The 16,624-nt window shown below is 55.9% G+C and carries 15 protein-coding genes; 8 read left to right on the forward strand and 7 right to left on the reverse strand.

Features of this window, described 5'->3' with window-relative positions; genetic code table 11:
- Positions 1–165: 165 nt before the first annotated feature.
- The gene (locus tag JMJ04_RS40405; RefSeq protein ID WP_201376010.1) at positions 166–762 is read right to left on the reverse strand and encodes a TetR/AcrR family transcriptional regulator; all 597 of its coding nucleotides are present in this window, start codon (positions 760–762) and stop codon (positions 166–168) included.
- Between the two features lie 137 nt (positions 763–899).
- Between JMJ04_RS40405 and JMJ04_RS47520 the strand changes: the two genes are divergently transcribed.
- The 4 genes from JMJ04_RS47520 (at position 900) to JMJ04_RS40425 (ending at position 4,350) form a co-directional block, all read left to right on the forward strand.
- Positions 900–1,847, forward strand: coding sequence for an alpha/beta hydrolase family protein (locus JMJ04_RS47520; protein ID WP_420799570.1), 948 nt, complete (start codon positions 900–902; stop codon positions 1,845–1,847).
- Positions 1,848–2,053: 206 nt separating this feature from the next.
- Positions 2,054–2,575, forward strand: a complete 522-nt coding sequence (locus JMJ04_RS40415) for an SDR family oxidoreductase (protein ID WP_201376012.1) — start codon at positions 2,054–2,056, stop codon at positions 2,573–2,575.
- Between the two features lie 85 nt (positions 2,576–2,660).
- The gene (locus JMJ04_RS40420; protein WP_201376013.1) at positions 2,661–3,551 is read left to right on the forward strand and encodes an isoaspartyl peptidase/L-asparaginase family protein; all 891 of its coding nucleotides are present in this window, start codon (positions 2,661–2,663) and stop codon (positions 3,549–3,551) included.
- A gap of 28 nt (positions 3,552–3,579) precedes the next feature.
- Positions 3,580–4,350 (forward strand): sugar isomerase domain-containing protein, encoded by a 771-nt coding sequence (locus JMJ04_RS40425; RefSeq protein ID WP_201376014.1) that lies wholly within the window; start codon positions 3,580–3,582, stop codon positions 4,348–4,350.
- A gap of 85 nt (positions 4,351–4,435) precedes the next feature.
- On the opposite strand, the gene JMJ04_RS40430 is transcribed toward JMJ04_RS40425, so the two are convergent.
- Together JMJ04_RS40430 and JMJ04_RS40435 are read right to left on the reverse strand one after the other, a co-directional pair.
- The gene (locus tag JMJ04_RS40430; protein ID WP_201376015.1) at positions 4,436–5,602 is read right to left on the reverse strand and encodes an oxalate decarboxylase family bicupin; all 1,167 of its coding nucleotides are present in this window, start codon (positions 5,600–5,602) and stop codon (positions 4,436–4,438) included.
- A 213-nt stretch (positions 5,603–5,815) separates the two neighbouring features.
- The gene (locus tag JMJ04_RS40435) at positions 5,816–5,953 is read right to left on the reverse strand and encodes a hypothetical protein (protein WP_201376016.1); all 138 of its coding nucleotides are present in this window, start codon (positions 5,951–5,953) and stop codon (positions 5,816–5,818) included.
- A 232-nt stretch (positions 5,954–6,185) separates the two neighbouring features.
- On the opposite strand from JMJ04_RS40435, the gene JMJ04_RS40440 reads away from it, so the two are divergent.
- From JMJ04_RS40440 to JMJ04_RS40450, 3 genes are all read left to right on the forward strand, one after another.
- Complete coding sequence (locus tag JMJ04_RS40440) at positions 6,186–8,024, forward strand: N-acetylmuramoyl-L-alanine amidase (RefSeq protein ID WP_236038944.1); 1,839 nt, start codon at positions 6,186–6,188, stop codon at positions 8,022–8,024.
- Between the two features lie 257 nt (positions 8,025–8,281).
- Positions 8,282–9,259, forward strand: a complete 978-nt coding sequence (locus JMJ04_RS40445) for a CapA family protein (protein ID WP_201376017.1) — start codon at positions 8,282–8,284, stop codon at positions 9,257–9,259.
- A 47-nt stretch (positions 9,260–9,306) separates the two neighbouring features.
- A complete protein-coding gene (locus JMJ04_RS40450; RefSeq protein ID WP_201376018.1) occupies positions 9,307–11,133 on the forward strand; it encodes a heparinase II/III domain-containing protein in 1,827 nt (608 codons plus the stop codon).
- 265 nt (positions 11,134–11,398) lie between these two features.
- Here the strand turns inward: JMJ04_RS40450 and JMJ04_RS40455 are convergent, their stop codons facing one another.
- Complete coding sequence (locus tag JMJ04_RS40455) at positions 11,399–12,679, reverse strand: multidrug effflux MFS transporter (RefSeq protein ID WP_236038946.1); 1,281 nt, start codon at positions 12,677–12,679, stop codon at positions 11,399–11,401.
- A 211-nt stretch (positions 12,680–12,890) separates the two neighbouring features.
- On the opposite strand from JMJ04_RS40455, the gene JMJ04_RS40460 reads away from it, so the two are divergent.
- Positions 12,891–13,787: a LysR family transcriptional regulator gene (locus JMJ04_RS40460; protein ID WP_201376019.1), complete on the forward strand. Its 897-nt coding sequence runs from the start codon at positions 12,891–12,893 to the stop codon at positions 13,785–13,787.
- Positions 13,788–13,941: 154 nt separating this feature from the next.
- Here JMJ04_RS40460 and JMJ04_RS40465 read toward each other — a convergent pair whose 3' ends face one another.
- The 3 genes from JMJ04_RS40465 to JMJ04_RS40475 form a co-directional block, all read right to left on the reverse strand.
- Entirely contained in the window at positions 13,942–14,652 is a 711-nt protein-coding gene (locus JMJ04_RS40465) for a YIP1 family protein (protein WP_201376020.1), read from the reverse strand.
- A gap of 146 nt (positions 14,653–14,798) precedes the next feature.
- Positions 14,799–15,887, reverse strand: a complete 1,089-nt coding sequence (locus tag JMJ04_RS40470; protein ID WP_201376021.1) for an S-adenosylmethionine:tRNA ribosyltransferase-isomerase — start codon at positions 15,885–15,887, stop codon at positions 14,799–14,801.
- Positions 15,884–16,591, reverse strand: a complete 708-nt coding sequence (locus JMJ04_RS40475; RefSeq protein WP_201376022.1) for an SDR family NAD(P)-dependent oxidoreductase — start codon at positions 16,589–16,591, stop codon at positions 15,884–15,886. The genes JMJ04_RS40470 and JMJ04_RS40475 overlap by 4 nt, the downstream gene beginning before the upstream one ends.
- Between the last annotated feature and the right edge of the window lie 33 nt (positions 16,592–16,624).

A 16,624-nucleotide genomic window follows, 5' to 3' on the forward strand; every position in this document is an offset into this window, starting at 1 on the left:
TAGAGCAATTTCAAATAACAAGATACTTGCCGTAAAAGAACCTATTTCATGCTGGGATTGACACGTTGCATATCCCGTGAGATGAGCCACGAAATTCCCACATGGACACGAAGTTGATCAACCTTCTCGAGGTACTGCCAGTGCTCCTTCTCTGGATCAGCAGCATCAGGTCGAGCGCACTTGGAGGAGTCCCGCGATGAGTAGCTTCACCATGCGGCGGGCATCGTAGCGCGGGTCGTTGTCGGCGCCAATGCAGAGATTGCCGATGCCACGCATTAGTTCGTAGGCATCCATATCGTCGCTGATCTCGCCGGCTTGTGCGGCGGCGGCGAGCAACTGAGCGCAAACGGGCACGAGGCGGTCAAGGAAGTAGGCATGCAGCGCGTCGAAGCCTGCGCTGCCGGGTTGCAGGACTGCGGCAAGTCCATGCTTCGTGACCAGGAAATCAACGAAGAGATTGACCCACTGACTGAGGGCTGCGTGCGGTGAACCACTCTTTGCCAGCAGGACCGGACCAACCTCGGCGCAGGCCTCGACCTGATGGCGGTACACGGCCACCACGAGATCCGCTCGCGTCGGGAAGTGGCGGTAAATCGTCCCCATCCCGACGCCAGCCGCAGCCGCGATGTCACGCACCGGCGCCTCGACACCGGACGTGACGAACACGGATGCGGCGGCGGCCAGCAACGCCTGCTCGTTGCGCTGCGCGTCGGCACGAATCTTTCGGGCTGGTTGCCTCGCTCCCTCGTCGTTGGTTGTCATCGCTTTCTTCCCTCCATCAAACAATCACTTGACGAAACGGAACGATGTTCCGTATAATATTAGCGGAACACTGATCCGCTAATATTATACCATACTCGAAAGAGCTGGGAGGAAGATCTTCTATGAACGAATCAGACATGGCGAGAATGTCCGTGGCCATGAGTGCGCCTACTCCTATCGTTTCTGTCAGTCCAGTGGTGCTGTCAGCTCCGGGGCGTGCGATGGATTTGCAGATGCGAGTTTCCGCGCCTGTGACCGGGCGCGATCTACCCATCATCCTCTTCTCGCACGGCCACGGAAACTCGTGGTACCTTTCCTCGTTGAACGGCTACGGCCCGCTTGCCAATTTCTGGGCTGCTCACGGCTTCGTCGTGATCCAGCCCACCCATCTGGACTCAAGGGTGCTCGGCCTTAGAGATGCTCCCGGAGGCCCCTTGTTCTGGCGGTCCCGTGTAGAGGACATGAAGCGCATCCTCGACCAGCTTGATCTTATCGAGGCTTCCGTGCCGGAGCTCAGCGGGCGCCTGGACCGAAGCCGGATCGCCGCAGCCGGGCATTCATTGGGCGGGTATACGACAAGTATGCTGTTGGGCGCGCGGCTTATCGATCCCAAAGACGGAACGGAAGTGAATATGGCCGATTCCCGGATCAAAGCGGGTGTGCTGCTTGCTGCGCCTGGCAAGGGCGGTGCTGATCTCAGCGCATTCGCGGCAGAGCATTATTCATTCTTCCTGAACACCAGCTTTGCTGAGATGACGACGCCAGCCCTCGTGGTCGCGGGCGATAAAGATGTCTCGCCCCATCTGACGGTCCGTGGTGCGGACTGGCATGCTGATCCGTACTTTCTGAGTCCCGGCCCCAAGTGCTTGCTTACGTTGTTTGGCGCAGAACATGGGCTTGGCGGGATTGCTGGGTACGACGCGGCTGAGACGACCGACGAGAACCCCGAGCGACTGGCTGCGGTCCAGCGGCTCACCTGGGCCTACCTGCGCACCGCGCTCTACCCCGAAGACTCCGCCTGGCCCGCAGCGCGCACGGCTTTGATGGAGAGTCCCAATCCACTGGGTCGAATTGAGTCGAGGTGAAGCCCTCAGAAGCGCAGTCGCGATTTCTGATCGATTCGGTCGCGGACAACCTCCGAGGCTATCGGAGCCCTTGGCGAGGCGTTAGACGTCCCGCGACGGTGTCTCGGATATAGGGGGAAGCTTAGCGGCTTCGCCCCACAAGGCTAATAGCTTAGGGAACTCCTATCGGACAAACTTTTTATTCAAGAGAAAGGGGATTTCTTCTTATGGATATTCAGGATAAAGTCGCTATCATTACAGGTGCATCCGGAGGCATTGGTCTGGCTACCACACGTCTCTTTGCGGAGGCCGGAGCAAAGGTCGCACTTGCGGCACGTTCTACCGATACCCTTACTACCATTGTCAATGAGCTTCATGAGCAACATCGTGAGGCTATCGCGGTTCCCACCGATATGCGCAATAAGGATGCGATTGAGGCTCTGGTGGACAGCGTTTTTCAGCAGTATGGACGCATTGATATCCTCATCAATAATGCGGGACAAACTGTGCTTGGCAACGTGGCTGATGTAGATATTGATCAGTTTCGCCAGATTTTTGAGCTCAATGTGCTTGGCCCTGTAGAGGCGATGCAGGCTATAATCCCAAAGATGCGTCAAAACGGCGGAGGTCTGATCATCAACGTCAGTTCGATGGTTACAAAAATGCACCTGCCCGCCATTAGTGCATACGCTGCGACAAAGGCTGCCCTTATGAAGCCGGCCACCCGCAAGGGGTGGCCGGCTTCATAAGGGCGGCGCGCCCCGTTTAGCAATACAGCCAGGTTGCATGATACAATGGACCCAACCATATCAAACACAGGAGTACACATTATTTATGCCTATCGCTATCATTGTTCACGGAGGAGCGGGAACCATTGCTCCTGAAAGAATAGAGGGCGCGCGCAAGGGCTGCAAAGAAGCCTCCGCCATTGGCTGGAACGTGCTACAGAGCGGCGGGACCGCGCTCGCAGCCGTCGAAGCCGCTGTGAGATCTCTGGAAGATAACCCGCTCTACGACGCGGGCACCGGTTCCTACCTCTCCCTGGACGGCAAGATCGAAATGGACGCCGGCATGATGGAAGGACACACCTTGCAGGTTGGGTCAATCGCGGGCGTCGAGCTGATCAAAAATCCCATTTCACTGGCGCGCCAGGTGCTGGAAAGCCCGCATGTATTGCTAGTCGGCAAAGGGGCACAACAATTTGCGCAGGAAAGGGGCATCCCTCTGTGTGAGCTAAAAGACCTGCTCACCGAGGACCAGCACGAACGCTGGAAAGCGGCACGTAAGGCGCTCGACGAGGGCAAGCTCCAGGAAGGGGAGAAGCATGGCACGGTCGGCGCGGTCGCCATCGACAGCCAGGGGCATTTAGCCGCCGCCACCTCAACTGGTGGCATCTTCAACAAATATCCCGGACGCGTCGGCGATTCACCGCTGGTCGGCTGCGGCTACTACGCCGACGAAGATGCCGCCGTCTCCTGTACCGGCTATGGTGAGGATTTCATCCGTCTGCTCATCGCCAAACGTGCCAGTGATTTTGTAGCTGGTGGTATGAATGCTCAGGAGGCAGCCGAGGCTGCGATCAAAGTGCTAGGCGCCAGGGCCAGTGGAACTGGCGGCCTGATCATGGTGGATCACCGTGGCAATATCGGCTTTGCCCACAATACCCCCAATATGTCCAGGGCCTCTATGCAGGAAGGTATGCAGGAGCCGACCGTCGCGTCATAAAAGGGTTGTGTTGTAAAAAAGGAAAAATATGAACGAACATCACGATCAATCTGTTTCGCTACAAGCGTGCTGGCTACAACTCCTCCACATACAGGAAGAACTTCTCACAACACAGACCGAAGCCATTCAGCAAGCGGCGCAGGTCTGTGCCGAATGCATTGAATATGGAGGCGTCATTCACACCTTTGGATCAGGGCACTCACGCGCCTTCGCTGCCGAATTGGTCCATCGTGCCGGTGGTCTCGCGCCGATTAATCGCGTCGATTTTGAAGATCTCGCACTTTATGGTGACTGGTCATTGAAACATGTTCGTAGTCTGGAATGTGAGCGTGACCTGACGGCGGGAGCTGCATTACTCTCCTACCACCGGATCGAACCGCACGATGTCTTTTTGATTGCCTCGCAATCGGGGGTTAATGCCGCTGTTGTTGAATATGCTCTTCAGATAAAACAGCGCCAGCACCAGCTCATTGTCCTCACATCGCTGAAGCATACAAGGGAGACCCCTTCACGCCATCCTGGCGGTCAGAAGCTCTATGAACTTGCTGACATTGTGATCGATAATCGTACGAGTTGTGGCGATACGCTGCTGGCGTTGCCTTCATCTGAGCAGATCTGTTCGGCCTCGTCGTTGATAGGTGTTCTGGTTGCTCAGCTTTTGAATAGCGAAATAGTCAACGTATTGCAATCGCGTGGCAAAGATGTTCCGGCCTTTGTTTCAGACAATATTGAAGGGGGGATCGAGCGTAACCTTTCACTCCAACGGCGCTATGAAAAGCGTGTACGCTACAAAGGCTAGCAGCTGCTCCTGTTTTAAGTAGCGCCTATATCATGCTTTTGTGGAATACTCTCTTTCGAGTTTACGCCCTCTACATCTGTGCGCCTCAAATGACCACTGGTTGCTTCTGCTTATGCAGCGCATCCATGACCGTCTGGTTGAGATGCAGATGGTCCTGCACCAGGGCAGGGGTGGTCAACGCCATCCACTGGTTCAGCGACACGTCAGCAAAACGATTACTCTTGAACATCTCCAGGAAGCGCAGCGGCGTTTCGCCCGTATTCTCAATATAGTGCCCCATGGCAAATGGAACATAGCCCACGTCCCCAGCGTGGTAGTCGAATGTGCGAGCCTTGCCCCCGGACGCAAACACAGTCATACGTCCCTGGCCTTCGATGTAATACTGCCATTCATCATTATTGGGGTGCCAGTGCAACTCCCGTAACCCGCCCGGTTCAACTTCCACCAGGGCCGCAGCAATCGTCGTTGAGGCAGGAAAGTTGGTCGAGTCAACGATGCGTACCATCCCACCCCTGCTGTGAATCGGCTCCTGCTCCATCAACCGATAGACGAAGCTCTGTGGCACGGTGCCATTGGGGGCAGAGACCTGATCGGCAGATAACTCGCCAGGTACATCACTCTGAAAGATATAGCGCTCATGCGCTGGGATGCTGGCAAAATTGCTTTCTGCCACACTGAAGTTCTTTGCCAGGATCTCTTTGGGTGTGTGTGCGAACCAGTCGGTGATCAGGAAGGTCTCATTCTCGGAGAAGCTGCCGTTATCGAACACTAACAGGAATTCGCAGCCTTCCTTCAGACCCTGGATCGAGTGCGGAATGCCAGCAGGAAAGAACCAGAGGTCTCCTTCGCTGACATCCTCGATGAAGTTGTGCCCATCCTGATCCATCGCCGTCAGGCGGGCGCGACCATTGAGCATGAGAGCCCATTCGGATTCCTTGTGCCAATGTAACTCTCGCACCGCACCTGCGGTCAAGCGCATATTCACGCCTGCCATCGTGGTCGAGACGGGCAATTCCCGCACCGTCACCTCGCGTGCCCAGCCTCCCTCAGAGAGCCGATTATGCGCATTGGAAAACGAGAACTTCAGATTAGGAATCGTGCCAGCGTCAGTATGAGGCGGAGTCAGCAAATCAGGATTCTGGAGGTCTAGCAAGACATTGCGCGGACCCGGGTCGGTTGCGCCAAGTCCGTCTGCCATAGGTTGAGGCACCTCACTGGTCTCTAAGGCGAGGTTCAGTGGTCGTTTCTTCATGGTCCTTGTCCTCTTGCGGTTCTACGGATAGTAGTGGCATTTCATTGAGTGTGTGTGCTGCTGTTAGAGCACGAAAGTTAGATGCCAGAGGCCAGGCACAGAATGCCTTCTCTGGCGCCTGAATAGCGCAGGTCTCTCACCTGCATGTACTTTCACTATACCAGCCCACCCAAAGCGATGTGCCGGATGCCCCTCATTTTGGACTCTTTCGATTCACGCAAAGTGATACTGTTGGCAAACCGAATTATAGCCCTCAAAGAAGGGTGGGGAAGCCAGGTGAAGCGATATCGCGAGCGTGACCAGAAAGAGGCTTGTTGTTTTTGTCCCGACGAGTTGGTTCCTCTCTCTCATAGGAACAACAGCACCTTTCCCCCTGCTCCCTTGCCACTCCAAAACAGCACCACTTCTACTCCAATGCATTCTCAACTTCTACAGATTCCCTCCGCTAAAGCTGGTCAATATGTTATTCTTAATATTGGTGGCGATGGATCCAAATCAGACCCTATCATCACTGGTTTTCCCCGACCCTCTGCTCGCTCGCATCTTTTGTGAAACATGTATTGCATGGAGGTAGTACTTAACTATGATGCATCGACGCATAGCTTTCGCTCGCCTCTCGCTCCCAGCCTTGTTTACCCTGCTTGTACTGCTCGTGGGGCTCCTGGGAGAACCTTCCCCAGCCAGAGCACAAACGGTCAGCAGCGGCGCAATCGGCTCGGCCTTCGAACAGGCCAGCAGCGAATTCGGCGTGCCCGCCCCCCTGCTCAAAGCCCTCTGCTACATGGAGGGACGCCTGAGCATGCACCACGGCTCTCCCAGCATCGACAACGGCTTTGGCTGCATGCACCTGGTCAAAAACAAGCACACCGATACTCTCGACCAGGCCGCTAGCCTGTTGCACGTCAATGCAGCTCAGCTCAAGACCGACATCGTCACCAATATCCGCGGCGGCGCAACAGTCCTGCGGGCCGAGGCCCTACGGCTCTCTGCCAGTCATACCCTGCCCGCCAATCTCTCCGGCTGGTATGGTGCGGTTGCCGCGTACAGCCACGCCACTGTGCGCTCGACTGCGCTGATGTATGCCGATGCGCTCTACCAGATTCTGGGCACCGGCTTCAATACCCAGAGCGACACCGGAGAGATGGTAACCCTGGCGGCTCAGGCGGTCAAGCCCAATAAGGCTACGGCTGCGGCAGTCCAGGGAACCAGCACATTGCCCGCCGGATGCAGCAATACGCCCACCGGCGACTATTCTGCCGCGGTCAATTGCATTCTGGATCCCAACACCTTCGACTGCACGCTATCCCAAACTGTCTACCCGCCCTGCAACTACGAGGAGCGCACTGATGCGGGCTACCCGCTGCCAGTGGACTACGTGGTCATCCATGACACAGAAGGCTCCTTGCAGGACGCTCTCAATGTTTTCCAGAACACCGATCCTCAAACTGCCCCTGGTTCCGCCGCCAACTATATTGTGGACTCGGATGGCACGGTTTATCAGGTAGTCCATGATGCGGATTTTACGTATAATTGTGGCAACTACTGGTATAATCAGCATTCGGTCGGTATCGAACACGTGGGCTTCGATGCGACCGGATTCCAGTGGTACAACGCGGCCCAGTACCTGGGTTCGGCCAAGCTGGTGGCCTATTTGCTCACCAAGTACCATTTGCCACTGTCTCGCAATGATATCGTGGCGCATGGCACGGTGCCACCTCCGTTGTATCCGTACGGTCCTAACCACGTTGATCCAGGTCCATACTGGATGTGGGACTACTACTTGGGGCTGATCCATCAGCAGGGCATCCCCTATCCGCAGGAGACACTCACGAAGGGAACCATCGAGCTGCACACGAAAAATCATCTGGAGAAAGGCGGAGTGGAATCGCCTGCCGACTTCAACTTCTACTATCTCTACAATGGTCCCAGCACCGCCTCGGGGCGCATCCCGCAGTATAGCGACCCCACCGACATTACCGACGAGACGAACAATATCGAGACAGATATCAGTTATGCCTACCTGGCTAAGGTCAAGGATCCGGCGGGAACAGGAGATACGCTATACGAGATCTGGTATGGCGAAGATGATCAGGTTCACTTGAATCCCTCCAGCCAGTTCCAGGACGGAAAACTGGTCTGGCTGGCGGTTCCTCCGGGAGCTAATGTCACCGAGGGAACGGGCACGCTGGTGAGCATCAACGAGAGTGGGGTCTCTCAAGTCTTCGTCTATGGCAATCCCATTCCCGGCCATATTCTGGGTGGCGTCCCCAATGGGGCGATTTTCGACTCGGGATATACCATCGCACAGGATAACTCCACTACCCTGTGGTATGAGATCAACTTCTCCCATCGCCAGGCTTGGATCCCGGCCAGCGAAGTCACGATCGTCCATGCCACACAAACCCAACAAATTCAGAAATAGACATACAAGAGGAGCGGGGTATAAACGTACTAATGAAATGGGTGGTCAGTTCTCTTTTTGAGAGAACTGACCACCCATTTCATTAGTAAATGCCATGCGCAAGTAATTCTGATCATGGCCCATCTTTGTGGAGTGAAGAAACTTGAAAGAGGGAGTTTTAAATACACTTATCTACAGCAAGATATATAATTCAAGGGAGAGAAGGCAGTGAGAGTCAAGGCAGATTGAATGGTTCATGGCGAGGAAGGAGAAGGCATATGCGGCTTCTCTTTGTTGGCGATGTGATGCTGGGGCGGCTCATAAATCAGATTTTAATGGAAGAGCCTCCAACCTATCCGTGGGGGGATACATTATCTCTTTTCCAGCAGGCAGATGTGTGTATCTGCAACCTCGAATGTGCCCTGGCGGACCATGGATCGTTCTGGAGAGCGACCCCCAAAGTATTTCACTTTCGCTCGGATGCAAAAAATGTAGATGTCCTCAAGGCGGCTCATATGACTGCTGTGTCGCTTGCCAATAATCATGCCCTTGATTTTCATTACGAAGGACTGTTAGAGACGCTTGAAGTGGTGCGTGCTGCTGGCATGTACACCGCGGGGGCTGGTCGAAAGAAGGCTGAGGCCGCCGAAGTGGCGCTGTGGGAAGCACAGGGGAAAAGGTTGGGGCTGATCGCGTTGACGGATAACCAGCCAGAATGGGAGGCAACTGAAGAACTGCCCGGAGTGTGGTATGTGCCTATTGACTTGAAGGATGAGCGGGCCGGAGAACTTTTGGAGATCGTCAGGAAGGCGAAAGAGAAGGTGGACCTGCTGATCGTATCGGCTCATTGGGGACCAAATTGGGGCTATACCCCTCCAGCGGAGCAGGTCCCCTTTGCGCATGCTTTGATCGAGCAGGGAGCTGACATTGTTTTTGGCCATTCCGGTCATGTAGTACGCGGAATCGAGCTGTACAAAGAGAGACCAATTCTGTATTGCGCTGGTGACTTTATCGATGATTACGCGGTTGATCGTATTGAGCGCAACGATCTTAGCTTCATTTTCCTGGTGGAGGTAGAGGATCAGAGGATCAGGGGGCTACGGCTCTATCCTACGGTGATTCAAGATTTTCAAGCGCGGCGGGCCTGGGATCAAGAGAGGGAGATCGTGGTGGCGACAATGCAGAAGCTCTGTACAGAACTGCGAACATCAACCGTATGGAATGAGCAGGATGCGTTTCTAGAGATCCAGATATAAGGGCTTCCTGGAACCGTTCAGGTAGATGATTGGAAAGGCAAGGGCACATGGCATCTTCTTTATCATCCATTTTCGGTGTGACACTACAACAACTGCAACAACTGCTACCCACGCGGGATCTGGCTTTCCCTGAATTGGAGGAGGCGCGTTCAGCGCGGCAGCGGTTGGAGCATGCGCCGCAAACCCAGCGTGTGCTCCAGCAGACGGAGTCCCTGCTGGCCGGGATCGGGACAATCCCGCAGACCACCTATACAGCGTATCGCCTATTTCGTGAGAGCGGGGAGCGCAGCCGCTACGAGACCGCGTATTTTCTCAAGCGAGCACGCCTCTCCGCCGCCGCGCTGCGCCTGTTCCTCGGCCAGACAGCTTTACGCGAGGTTGTACAGGATTATATCTGGAGCATCTGTGAGGAGAGCAACTGGGTGCTTCCGGCCCATGAGCGAGATCTGATCGATCTCTTTGCCGCCGAAACGGGCTATTTGCTGGCCGAAACTCTCCTCCTGTTCGGCGAGACTCTTAATGAGGAGGTGCGCCAGCGGGTCCGCTCGGAGATTGAGCACAGAATTTTCGAACCGTATCTGCGTTTCTTTCACCTGCATACCTGGTATCAGGGGGCGAGCAACTGGAATGGCGTTTGCAATAGTTCGGTCGCGGCAACCTTCCTTCTACTGGAGCCGGAGCCGGCGCGAATACAGCGCGCCCTGGAAATTGCCTTCACCGGGCTGCACACCTTTGTGGAAACGGCTTTCGCAGAAGATGGTAGCTCAAGCGAGGGGGTAGCCTACTGGCATTACGGCCTGTTCAACGTTGTGGCTCTCTCAGAGCTTTTGTACGCGTGTAGTGCTGGCCAGATCGATCTGCTCGCGGGCGAGAAGTTGAAGCTGATCGCGGCCTTTCCCGCGAAAATGCAACTCTCTGGCGCCAACTTTGCCAGCTTCGCCGATTGCGATGAACATGTTGGCTTTCATCCTGGCATCCTCACGCGCCTGGCGCTGCGTACTGGCGAGTTAACTCTACTCAATCTGCTTACCCAGCCAGAAGACCCGGACAACAATTGGCGCCTGCCCATGATGCTGCGTGATATCCTCTGGTGGGACGGTAGCCAGCCTGCAAGCGTTCCACCAGAGGACACTCAACTGCCAGCGGGTGGGACCGCGCGGCTGGTAACGCAAACTGAGCAGGGGGCGCCAGTCGTGTTGAGCGTCAAAGCGGGGCACAACGACGAAGAGCACAATCACAATGATGTGGGCAGCTTCCTTCTGCACGTCGCCGGCGAAAATCTGCTGACAGACCCCGGCCGGGGACTCTATTCACGGGACTACTTCGGGCCGCGCCGCTACGAGAACATTTTCGCCAATTCCTACGGGCACAGCGTCCCACGCATCGATGGCCTGTTGCAGGGCACTGGCCTTGCTTTCTCCGGTGCGTTCCAGGGAAGCGTAGACGCCAGCGACTCGGATGGAGAAAAACGGATCGTGCTCGAATTTGCCGCGGCCTACCCCTGCCCAGATCTGCTTAGCGCCCGCCGCGAACTGTGCTTGATCACGCGAGGAGCCGGGGCGGGTAGTGTCTGGCTACACGACCATTTTCAGTTTGCTCAGGGAAGCCACCAGGTGGAAGAAGCCTTTATTACCTGGCTGGATTGCGAAGTCGACGGAGCCATTGCCATCCTCCACGGCCAACACCATAATCTGCGCCTGTCCATCAAACAGCCCCAGGGATTGAAATTTTGCCTGGAACACCTGGAAGGGCAGAGTCAGGCTAACCATAAAACGCGGGTACTGAAACGTCTGACCATTGCGCTGCCAGAGGGGGTAGAGGCCGATGTATATGTACAGGTAACTCATGTACAACAACACATCGCTAGAGGCTAAGGTAGAGCTGACTTATTCCCTTCTTCATGATGCTTGGTCATTTCTAATGTATGCTCTGGAGGCTGACTCTCAACTCTTCCCTCTCTCCTCGCAGTATAAGGCAGGGCAAGAATTATCACACCAGCCCAGGTAGCTGCGTACGCCAGTAGCAGGCCTGCTACTGGCGTACGCAGCTACCTGGGCCTTATAACTTGTCGGAGTGCGGTATATCTTTGCGAATAGTTTAAATGATGCTCTCGCTCCGCCTTATTGTTGACAACAATTATTATGCCCGCGCAGGGCGGCATAGGAGAATGAAGGTGAGCAGGGTCGCCAGGGCGAAGGCCGCGATAGAGGCAGCCATCGGGAGCGCACTCGCGCTGCCGCCGAGGCCAACCAGGGGAGCGACGACCGCGCCAATCGCCAGTTGCAAGACACCCAGCAGGGCGGCGGCACTTCCAGCCGCTCGTGTATTTGCCATCGCCAGCGTTGTCGCGTTCGGCATGATGAGACCAAGGCTGGAGGTCAGGATAAAAAAGGCTGGCAGGATGCCGATAAGCCCGATGCCGCTCAGGACAACCACGAGCAGGGCCACACCACCAAGGGCGATCATGGCGTAGCCATAGCTCAGAAGATGTTGTGAGGAAACACGGCCAACTAGCCTGGCATTGACCTGGGCCATGATGACGATACCCAGAGCATTAATGCCGAAGATGATGCCCAACAACTGGGGCGAGATGCCATAGATGTTCTGTAAAACAAACGGCGAGACAGAGATGTAGATGATGCAGGCGGTAAAGGCAAAGCCACAGGAGAGGGCGTAGCCTACGAAGCGCCGGTCCAGCAGTAGTTCACGGAAGGCACTCAGGGTTGTTGTAATACCCCCACGCTGGCGCTGGCTGACAGGCAGTGTCTCTCCAAGTCCAAGCGCCGAGGCGGCGAATAACAACACAGCGGCGAGCGCGAGGGTGACGAAAATGCTATGCCAGGAGGTCACTCTAAGCAGTTGTCCACCAAGCAGCGGCGCGAGCATCGGAGCCAGGCCGTTGACCTGCATCAGCAGGGAGAAGAAACGCGCCTGGGCGATTCCGCTGTACAGATCGCTGACCATCGCCAGGGCCAGCGCCACCCCAGCCGCGCCCGCTACACCCTGGATAAAGCGCAGGGGAATGAGGATCGCCATGGAAGGGGCAATGGCACAGAGTAGCGATGTAAGCACATAGACTGCGATGCCGATAAGCAAGGGCCAGCGCCTGCCCCGGGCATCGCTGATCGGTCCCGCGACTATCTGTCCCAGGGCCAGGCCAAGAATAAAGGCGCTCAGGGTCAACTGTGCCTGCGAGGTCGTCGCCGCCAAATCGTGGCTTAAGGTCGGAAGCGAGGGGACATACATATCATTCGCCAGCGGCCCCAGCGCTCCCAGCCCACCTAGAATCAAGACATGACGTGCCCGAATGCGTGCTGAGGGCTTCTCTCCCTGTTTCTGCGTATCCACTTGAGCATCAGTAGTAGAGAGTATATTATTCTGTTCATCAGGTTGTATGGATAAAATGTTTTCAGCCATCATAGCTCCAATAGTTTATTTTCAATCTCTCACCCGTGGTGTGCTGGAAGTGTGGGAGTTGGTGCGCACGCACCAACTCCCACACTTCCAGCACACCACGTCATCCCAGATGGTGAAGCGGATTGATTATTCATCACTTGCTTGTCAGCAGTATACTTGATTTTGTATAATGAGCGCAAATCATATTTATCATAAACTTATGAAGGACATACATATGAACTTCTCACAGCTCCAAAGTTTTGTGGCCCTGGCCGAAACGGGCAGTTTCACGGAGGCGGCCTATACCATAAACCTGACACAATCGGCGGTAAGTCACGCGCTCTCGGCGCTTGAAAGCGAGCTGGGCGTGACGCTGCTGGAGCGCAATCGTAAGGGCGTTGTCTCGCTCTCTCATGTTGGAGAAAAGATCCTTCCACATGTACGCCTACTCCTGGCCCAGGCCGAAGCGATTGAGCAAGAGGCAAAGGTAGCGCGTGGCGAGGCCGCGGGGAAGGTGCGCCTGGGAAGTATCGAATCGATGATTCCTCCGCGTTTGTTGGCTAGCATGCTGACGCGCTTTCGCGTCGCATATCCCGACATTGAAGTGGTGCTCTTTGAGGGACCCATGCACGAGGTGGGGGACTGGATCGAGCAGGGAGTTATCGACGTCGGGTTTGTGTTGCTACCCGCGCCAGGGATTGATGGAACGTTGCTAACGACTGATGAACTCTGCGTGCTACTTCCGCCTGGACATCCTCTCCAGACACGCAAGACGCTTACGCCAGAAGAGCTGCGCGAAGAGGGCTTTGTGATGGAGAAGACTCAATGCTCGCTGAACCTGATGCGCAGAGCGGGCTTTGTGCTAGACAAGTATAAATCACAAATTCGCTATCAGGCTAGCGATACCGCGACGATTCTGGCCATGGTCCGTGAGGGGCTGGGCATTACCTTGATGCCACGTAAGCTTCTCCCTAGTAAGCTTGAGGGCGTTGTTGCCCTTTCACTCAATCCTCCTCAGGATCTGCGGATCGGTCTCGCGGTCAAGTCGCAGGATGCAGCGCCACCAGGAGCCAAGCTCTTTATTCAGACCGCCCTGACCTGCGTCCAGGCACAGGCCGAAGCCATGGCCTGAACAGCCGTATGTGAGCGGCTCCTCTGTAACTCCTTTATGGCTTTTTATCCGGTCTCTATATAACCTATACATTATAAGGAGCGGATTCGTGTTTTGATCTCATCGTTATAGTGTTTGCATTGGCCTGTAGGACGAGGTCCTTACATCCTAAATTTTAATGTGCCATGTGTAGCATATTCGCGATAGAGTGCGCGAGCACGGCGAGGAGGCCACAAACCGCCATGACGCCAAGGATGTAGGGAATAGCCACAGTTATGATTGACTTCTCGCGGCTCAGCCCGTGGACACCCATGACAACCGAGGTGTTAACAAAGATGCCATAGAAGAAGAGCGCGACACTGATAATGGGCGCAAAGAAAAGCGTTGAGAAGTGCAGTGCCACAAAGACAGTGATAATGAGCGCGCCAATAAATGCCAGCGGGACCTGGTAGAGCAGCATATCGAAGCAGTGAGAGACGAAGCGCCCATGTCCACCAAAGGCCCGCGCCAACAGGTATTGCAGGGCCGCGCCCACAAAGAACAGGAGTGGCACAAAGACGACCTTGAGGCCAAAGGCCGCGATGGTCGCGCCCACGGTCAGGACATCCATAAAGCCAAAGAAGACGTTTGAACGTGTATCGATCCCACTGGAGGTATCTCTGAGCACACTACGCAACAGGCCCAGCGCCGCAGGAATAATCAGCAGCAAGACGAGCTGGATCCAGACCAGGCTCCAGCGCGCATACTCGGCGGCCCGGGCAAAGACACGTGGCTGCGGCGTCGTGACGGCCCGGGCGTAGAAAGCGGGCAGGCGTGTCGCGGGATGCTGCGCCGCGAAGGAAGGTGGAACATTTCCGCCTGGCATATATTGAGGTTGTCGTTTCATTGCGTGTACCTCGATTCCTCGGAAACTGATGTGATCGTGTCAGTAGCTAGCATGCCACTTTCTTTTCATTTTACCGAGCATCGAGAAGCCAAAAAGCCCTCCCGCCATGTCGTCCCCCGACAGTGTGGGACTCCTCTCCCGCCGCCTTATGGCAGCAGGAGATGCAGGTCGCCAAACTCATGCCAGAGGTATTGCTCTTGCAACGCTGCGGCATAGGTCTTCCGCAAATGCTCACGACCGGCCAGCGCTTCGAGCATAAGCAAGTGAGAGGCACGAGGCTCATGCAGACCTGTAAGCAAGGCGTTGACTGCTCGCAGGCCACGCTGTGGCGTGATCACCAGGCGTGTCCATCCCTCCCCCGGATGCGTGACACCATCCACGTCCGTGACAGTCTCCAAAGCGCGTACAACCGTTGTGCCCACCGCGACGACGCGTTTATGGTTAGCGTGAGCAGCATTTATAGACCTGGCGGTTTCTACAGGCACACGATAGTATTCTTCATATGGTGGCTCATGCTCCTCCAGGCTCGAAACGCCGGTATGGAGCAGCAGGGGCACAATCTGAATTCCGTGAGCAACCAGGCGCGCGATGAGTTCAGGCGTAAAGGCGCGCCCCGCCGAGGGCATCTCGGCACTTCCATACTCTGTCGCGTAGACTGTCTGATAGTACTCAAGCGGCCAGGCTTCGGGCACATAGTTATAGCGAATGGGGAAGCCATAGTGCGCGAGATACTCCTGAAGTGGTGAAGCAAGCTCAAGGGTCGCGATCCAGAGCCGTTGCCTGGCTGGTTGGAGCCTCCCTTCTCCTGCGCTGTATGGTGTGAGCAGGTGCAGCGAGGCTCCTCCTGGCAGCGGCACCCGTTCGCCAGCCTGCATCTCAGAGAACGGGAACGTTTGCTCTTCCCGTTTAAGGCGAACCTCAACGATCCACAGATTGGCGGGCAAATGTGTCGAGAGGTGGACTTCCAAGGGAGTGCCGTCTGCGCGGGTCGCGCTGAGCGCGGCATTCATCGTTCCGCTGGTATTGACGACGAGCAGGTCGCCTGGCTCCAGAAAGTGCTCTATCTCACTGAAGCGGTCATGGATAATATGGTCATTGGCGCGACACGAGACCATCAGGCGCACCTCGTCGCGCGCCAGGCCGCGAGCCTCAGGCGGCCTGGTCGCCTCAAGCTCGGCTGGTAGCACGAAATCAAGCGATGCGTCTAACGCTGTCCGGATGGGTAAGTTGGTCATGAGTGTGCGTCCTTCCCTGGCAGGGCACGTGCCTGATAGCGACCACTGGGATAGTCGCCCTTGATGAGTTGAAGCAGGCCCGGGACGCTCTCCTCTGGCAGCGGGCGATCAGAGATGTCCTCGCCTGGGAAGGCCTCCTGGTGCATCTGGGTGCGCATATCGCCGGGATCGACCCAGTAGACACGCCAGGCTTCCTGCTCAGCCGCCAGGATATGTGAGAGTTGCTCCAACGCAGCCTTGCTTGAGCCATAGCCACCCCAGCCCGCGTAATTCTCGATAGCGGCATCACTGGTGATATTGAGAATCCTGGCCCCTGGCTGTAAAGAAGGCTGGAGCGTTTGCAGCAGCGCCAGGGGTGCGATGACATTGGTGCGGTAGACCTGTTCCAGCGTCTCAAGTGGATACTGCAACAGTTGAGGTTGAGGGCTGGGTCCCAGGATGCTGGCATTGTTGACGAGGACATCGAGAGAACCAATTGTGTGTAGCGCGATGGCGAGCGCCTGGCGATGTGTAGCGTCTGTGATATCTCCAGCGATAGCGATTACCTGCGTCTCGCGCGCAAGCTCCTGGCGAGCAGCCTCCAGGGCCTCATCTCCACGCGCATCAATAATCAGGTTCCACTGCTCTTTCGCAAGCTGGCGCGCTAAGGCCAGGCCCAATCCTCTTGAGGCTCCCGTAATCAGAGCGGTTTGTGTATGTGGCATGCGAGTTTCTCCCTTTCAGTCGTACGTTCTTTG

Origin of the sequence: Ktedonobacter robiniae (assembly GCF_016587375.1) — a bacterium.
GTDB lineage: Bacteria > Chloroflexota > Ktedonobacteria > Ktedonobacterales > Ktedonobacteraceae > Ktedonobacter > Ktedonobacter robiniae.

Excerpts from the sequence above, each read along its gene's own strand:
- JMJ04_RS40455 (WP_236038946.1), bottom strand. The coding sequence starts at position 12,679 with ATGATGGCTGAAAACATTTTATCCATACAACCTGATGAACAGAATAAT.
- JMJ04_RS40430 (WP_201376015.1), bottom strand. The coding sequence starts at position 5,602 with ATGAAGAAACGACCACTGAACCTCGCCTTAGAGACCAGTGAGGTGCCT.
- JMJ04_RS40465 (WP_201376020.1), bottom strand. The coding sequence starts at position 14,652 with ATGAAACGACAACCTCAATATATGCCAGGCGGAAATGTTCCACCTTCC.
- JMJ04_RS40450 (WP_201376018.1), top strand. The coding sequence starts at position 9,307 with ATGGCATCTTCTTTATCATCCATTTTCGGTGTGACACTACAACAACTG.
- JMJ04_RS40475 (WP_201376022.1), bottom strand. The coding sequence starts at position 16,591 with ATGCCACATACACAAACCGCTCTGATTACGGGAGCCTCAAGAGGATTG.
- JMJ04_RS40445 (WP_201376017.1), top strand. The coding sequence starts at position 8,282 with ATGCGGCTTCTCTTTGTTGGCGATGTGATGCTGGGGCGGCTCATAAAT.
- JMJ04_RS40440 (WP_236038944.1), top strand. The coding sequence starts at position 6,186 with ATGATGCATCGACGCATAGCTTTCGCTCGCCTCTCGCTCCCAGCCTTG.
- JMJ04_RS40435 (WP_201376016.1), bottom strand. The coding sequence starts at position 5,953 with ATGAGAGAGAGGAACCAACTCGTCGGGACAAAAACAACAAGCCTCTTT.
- JMJ04_RS40415 (WP_201376012.1), top strand. The coding sequence starts at position 2,054 with ATGGATATTCAGGATAAAGTCGCTATCATTACAGGTGCATCCGGAGGC.
- JMJ04_RS40405 (WP_201376010.1), bottom strand. The coding sequence starts at position 762 with ATGACAACCAACGACGAGGGAGCGAGGCAACCAGCCCGAAAGATTCGT.
- JMJ04_RS47520 (WP_420799570.1), top strand. The coding sequence starts at position 900 with ATGGCGAGAATGTCCGTGGCCATGAGTGCGCCTACTCCTATCGTTTCT.
- JMJ04_RS40425 (WP_201376014.1), top strand. The coding sequence starts at position 3,580 with ATGAACGAACATCACGATCAATCTGTTTCGCTACAAGCGTGCTGGCTA.
- JMJ04_RS40470 (WP_201376021.1), bottom strand. The coding sequence starts at position 15,887 with ATGACCAACTTACCCATCCGGACAGCGTTAGACGCATCGCTTGATTTC.
- JMJ04_RS40460 (WP_201376019.1), top strand. The coding sequence starts at position 12,891 with ATGAACTTCTCACAGCTCCAAAGTTTTGTGGCCCTGGCCGAAACGGGC.
- JMJ04_RS40420 (WP_201376013.1), top strand. The coding sequence starts at position 2,661 with ATGCCTATCGCTATCATTGTTCACGGAGGAGCGGGAACCATTGCTCCT.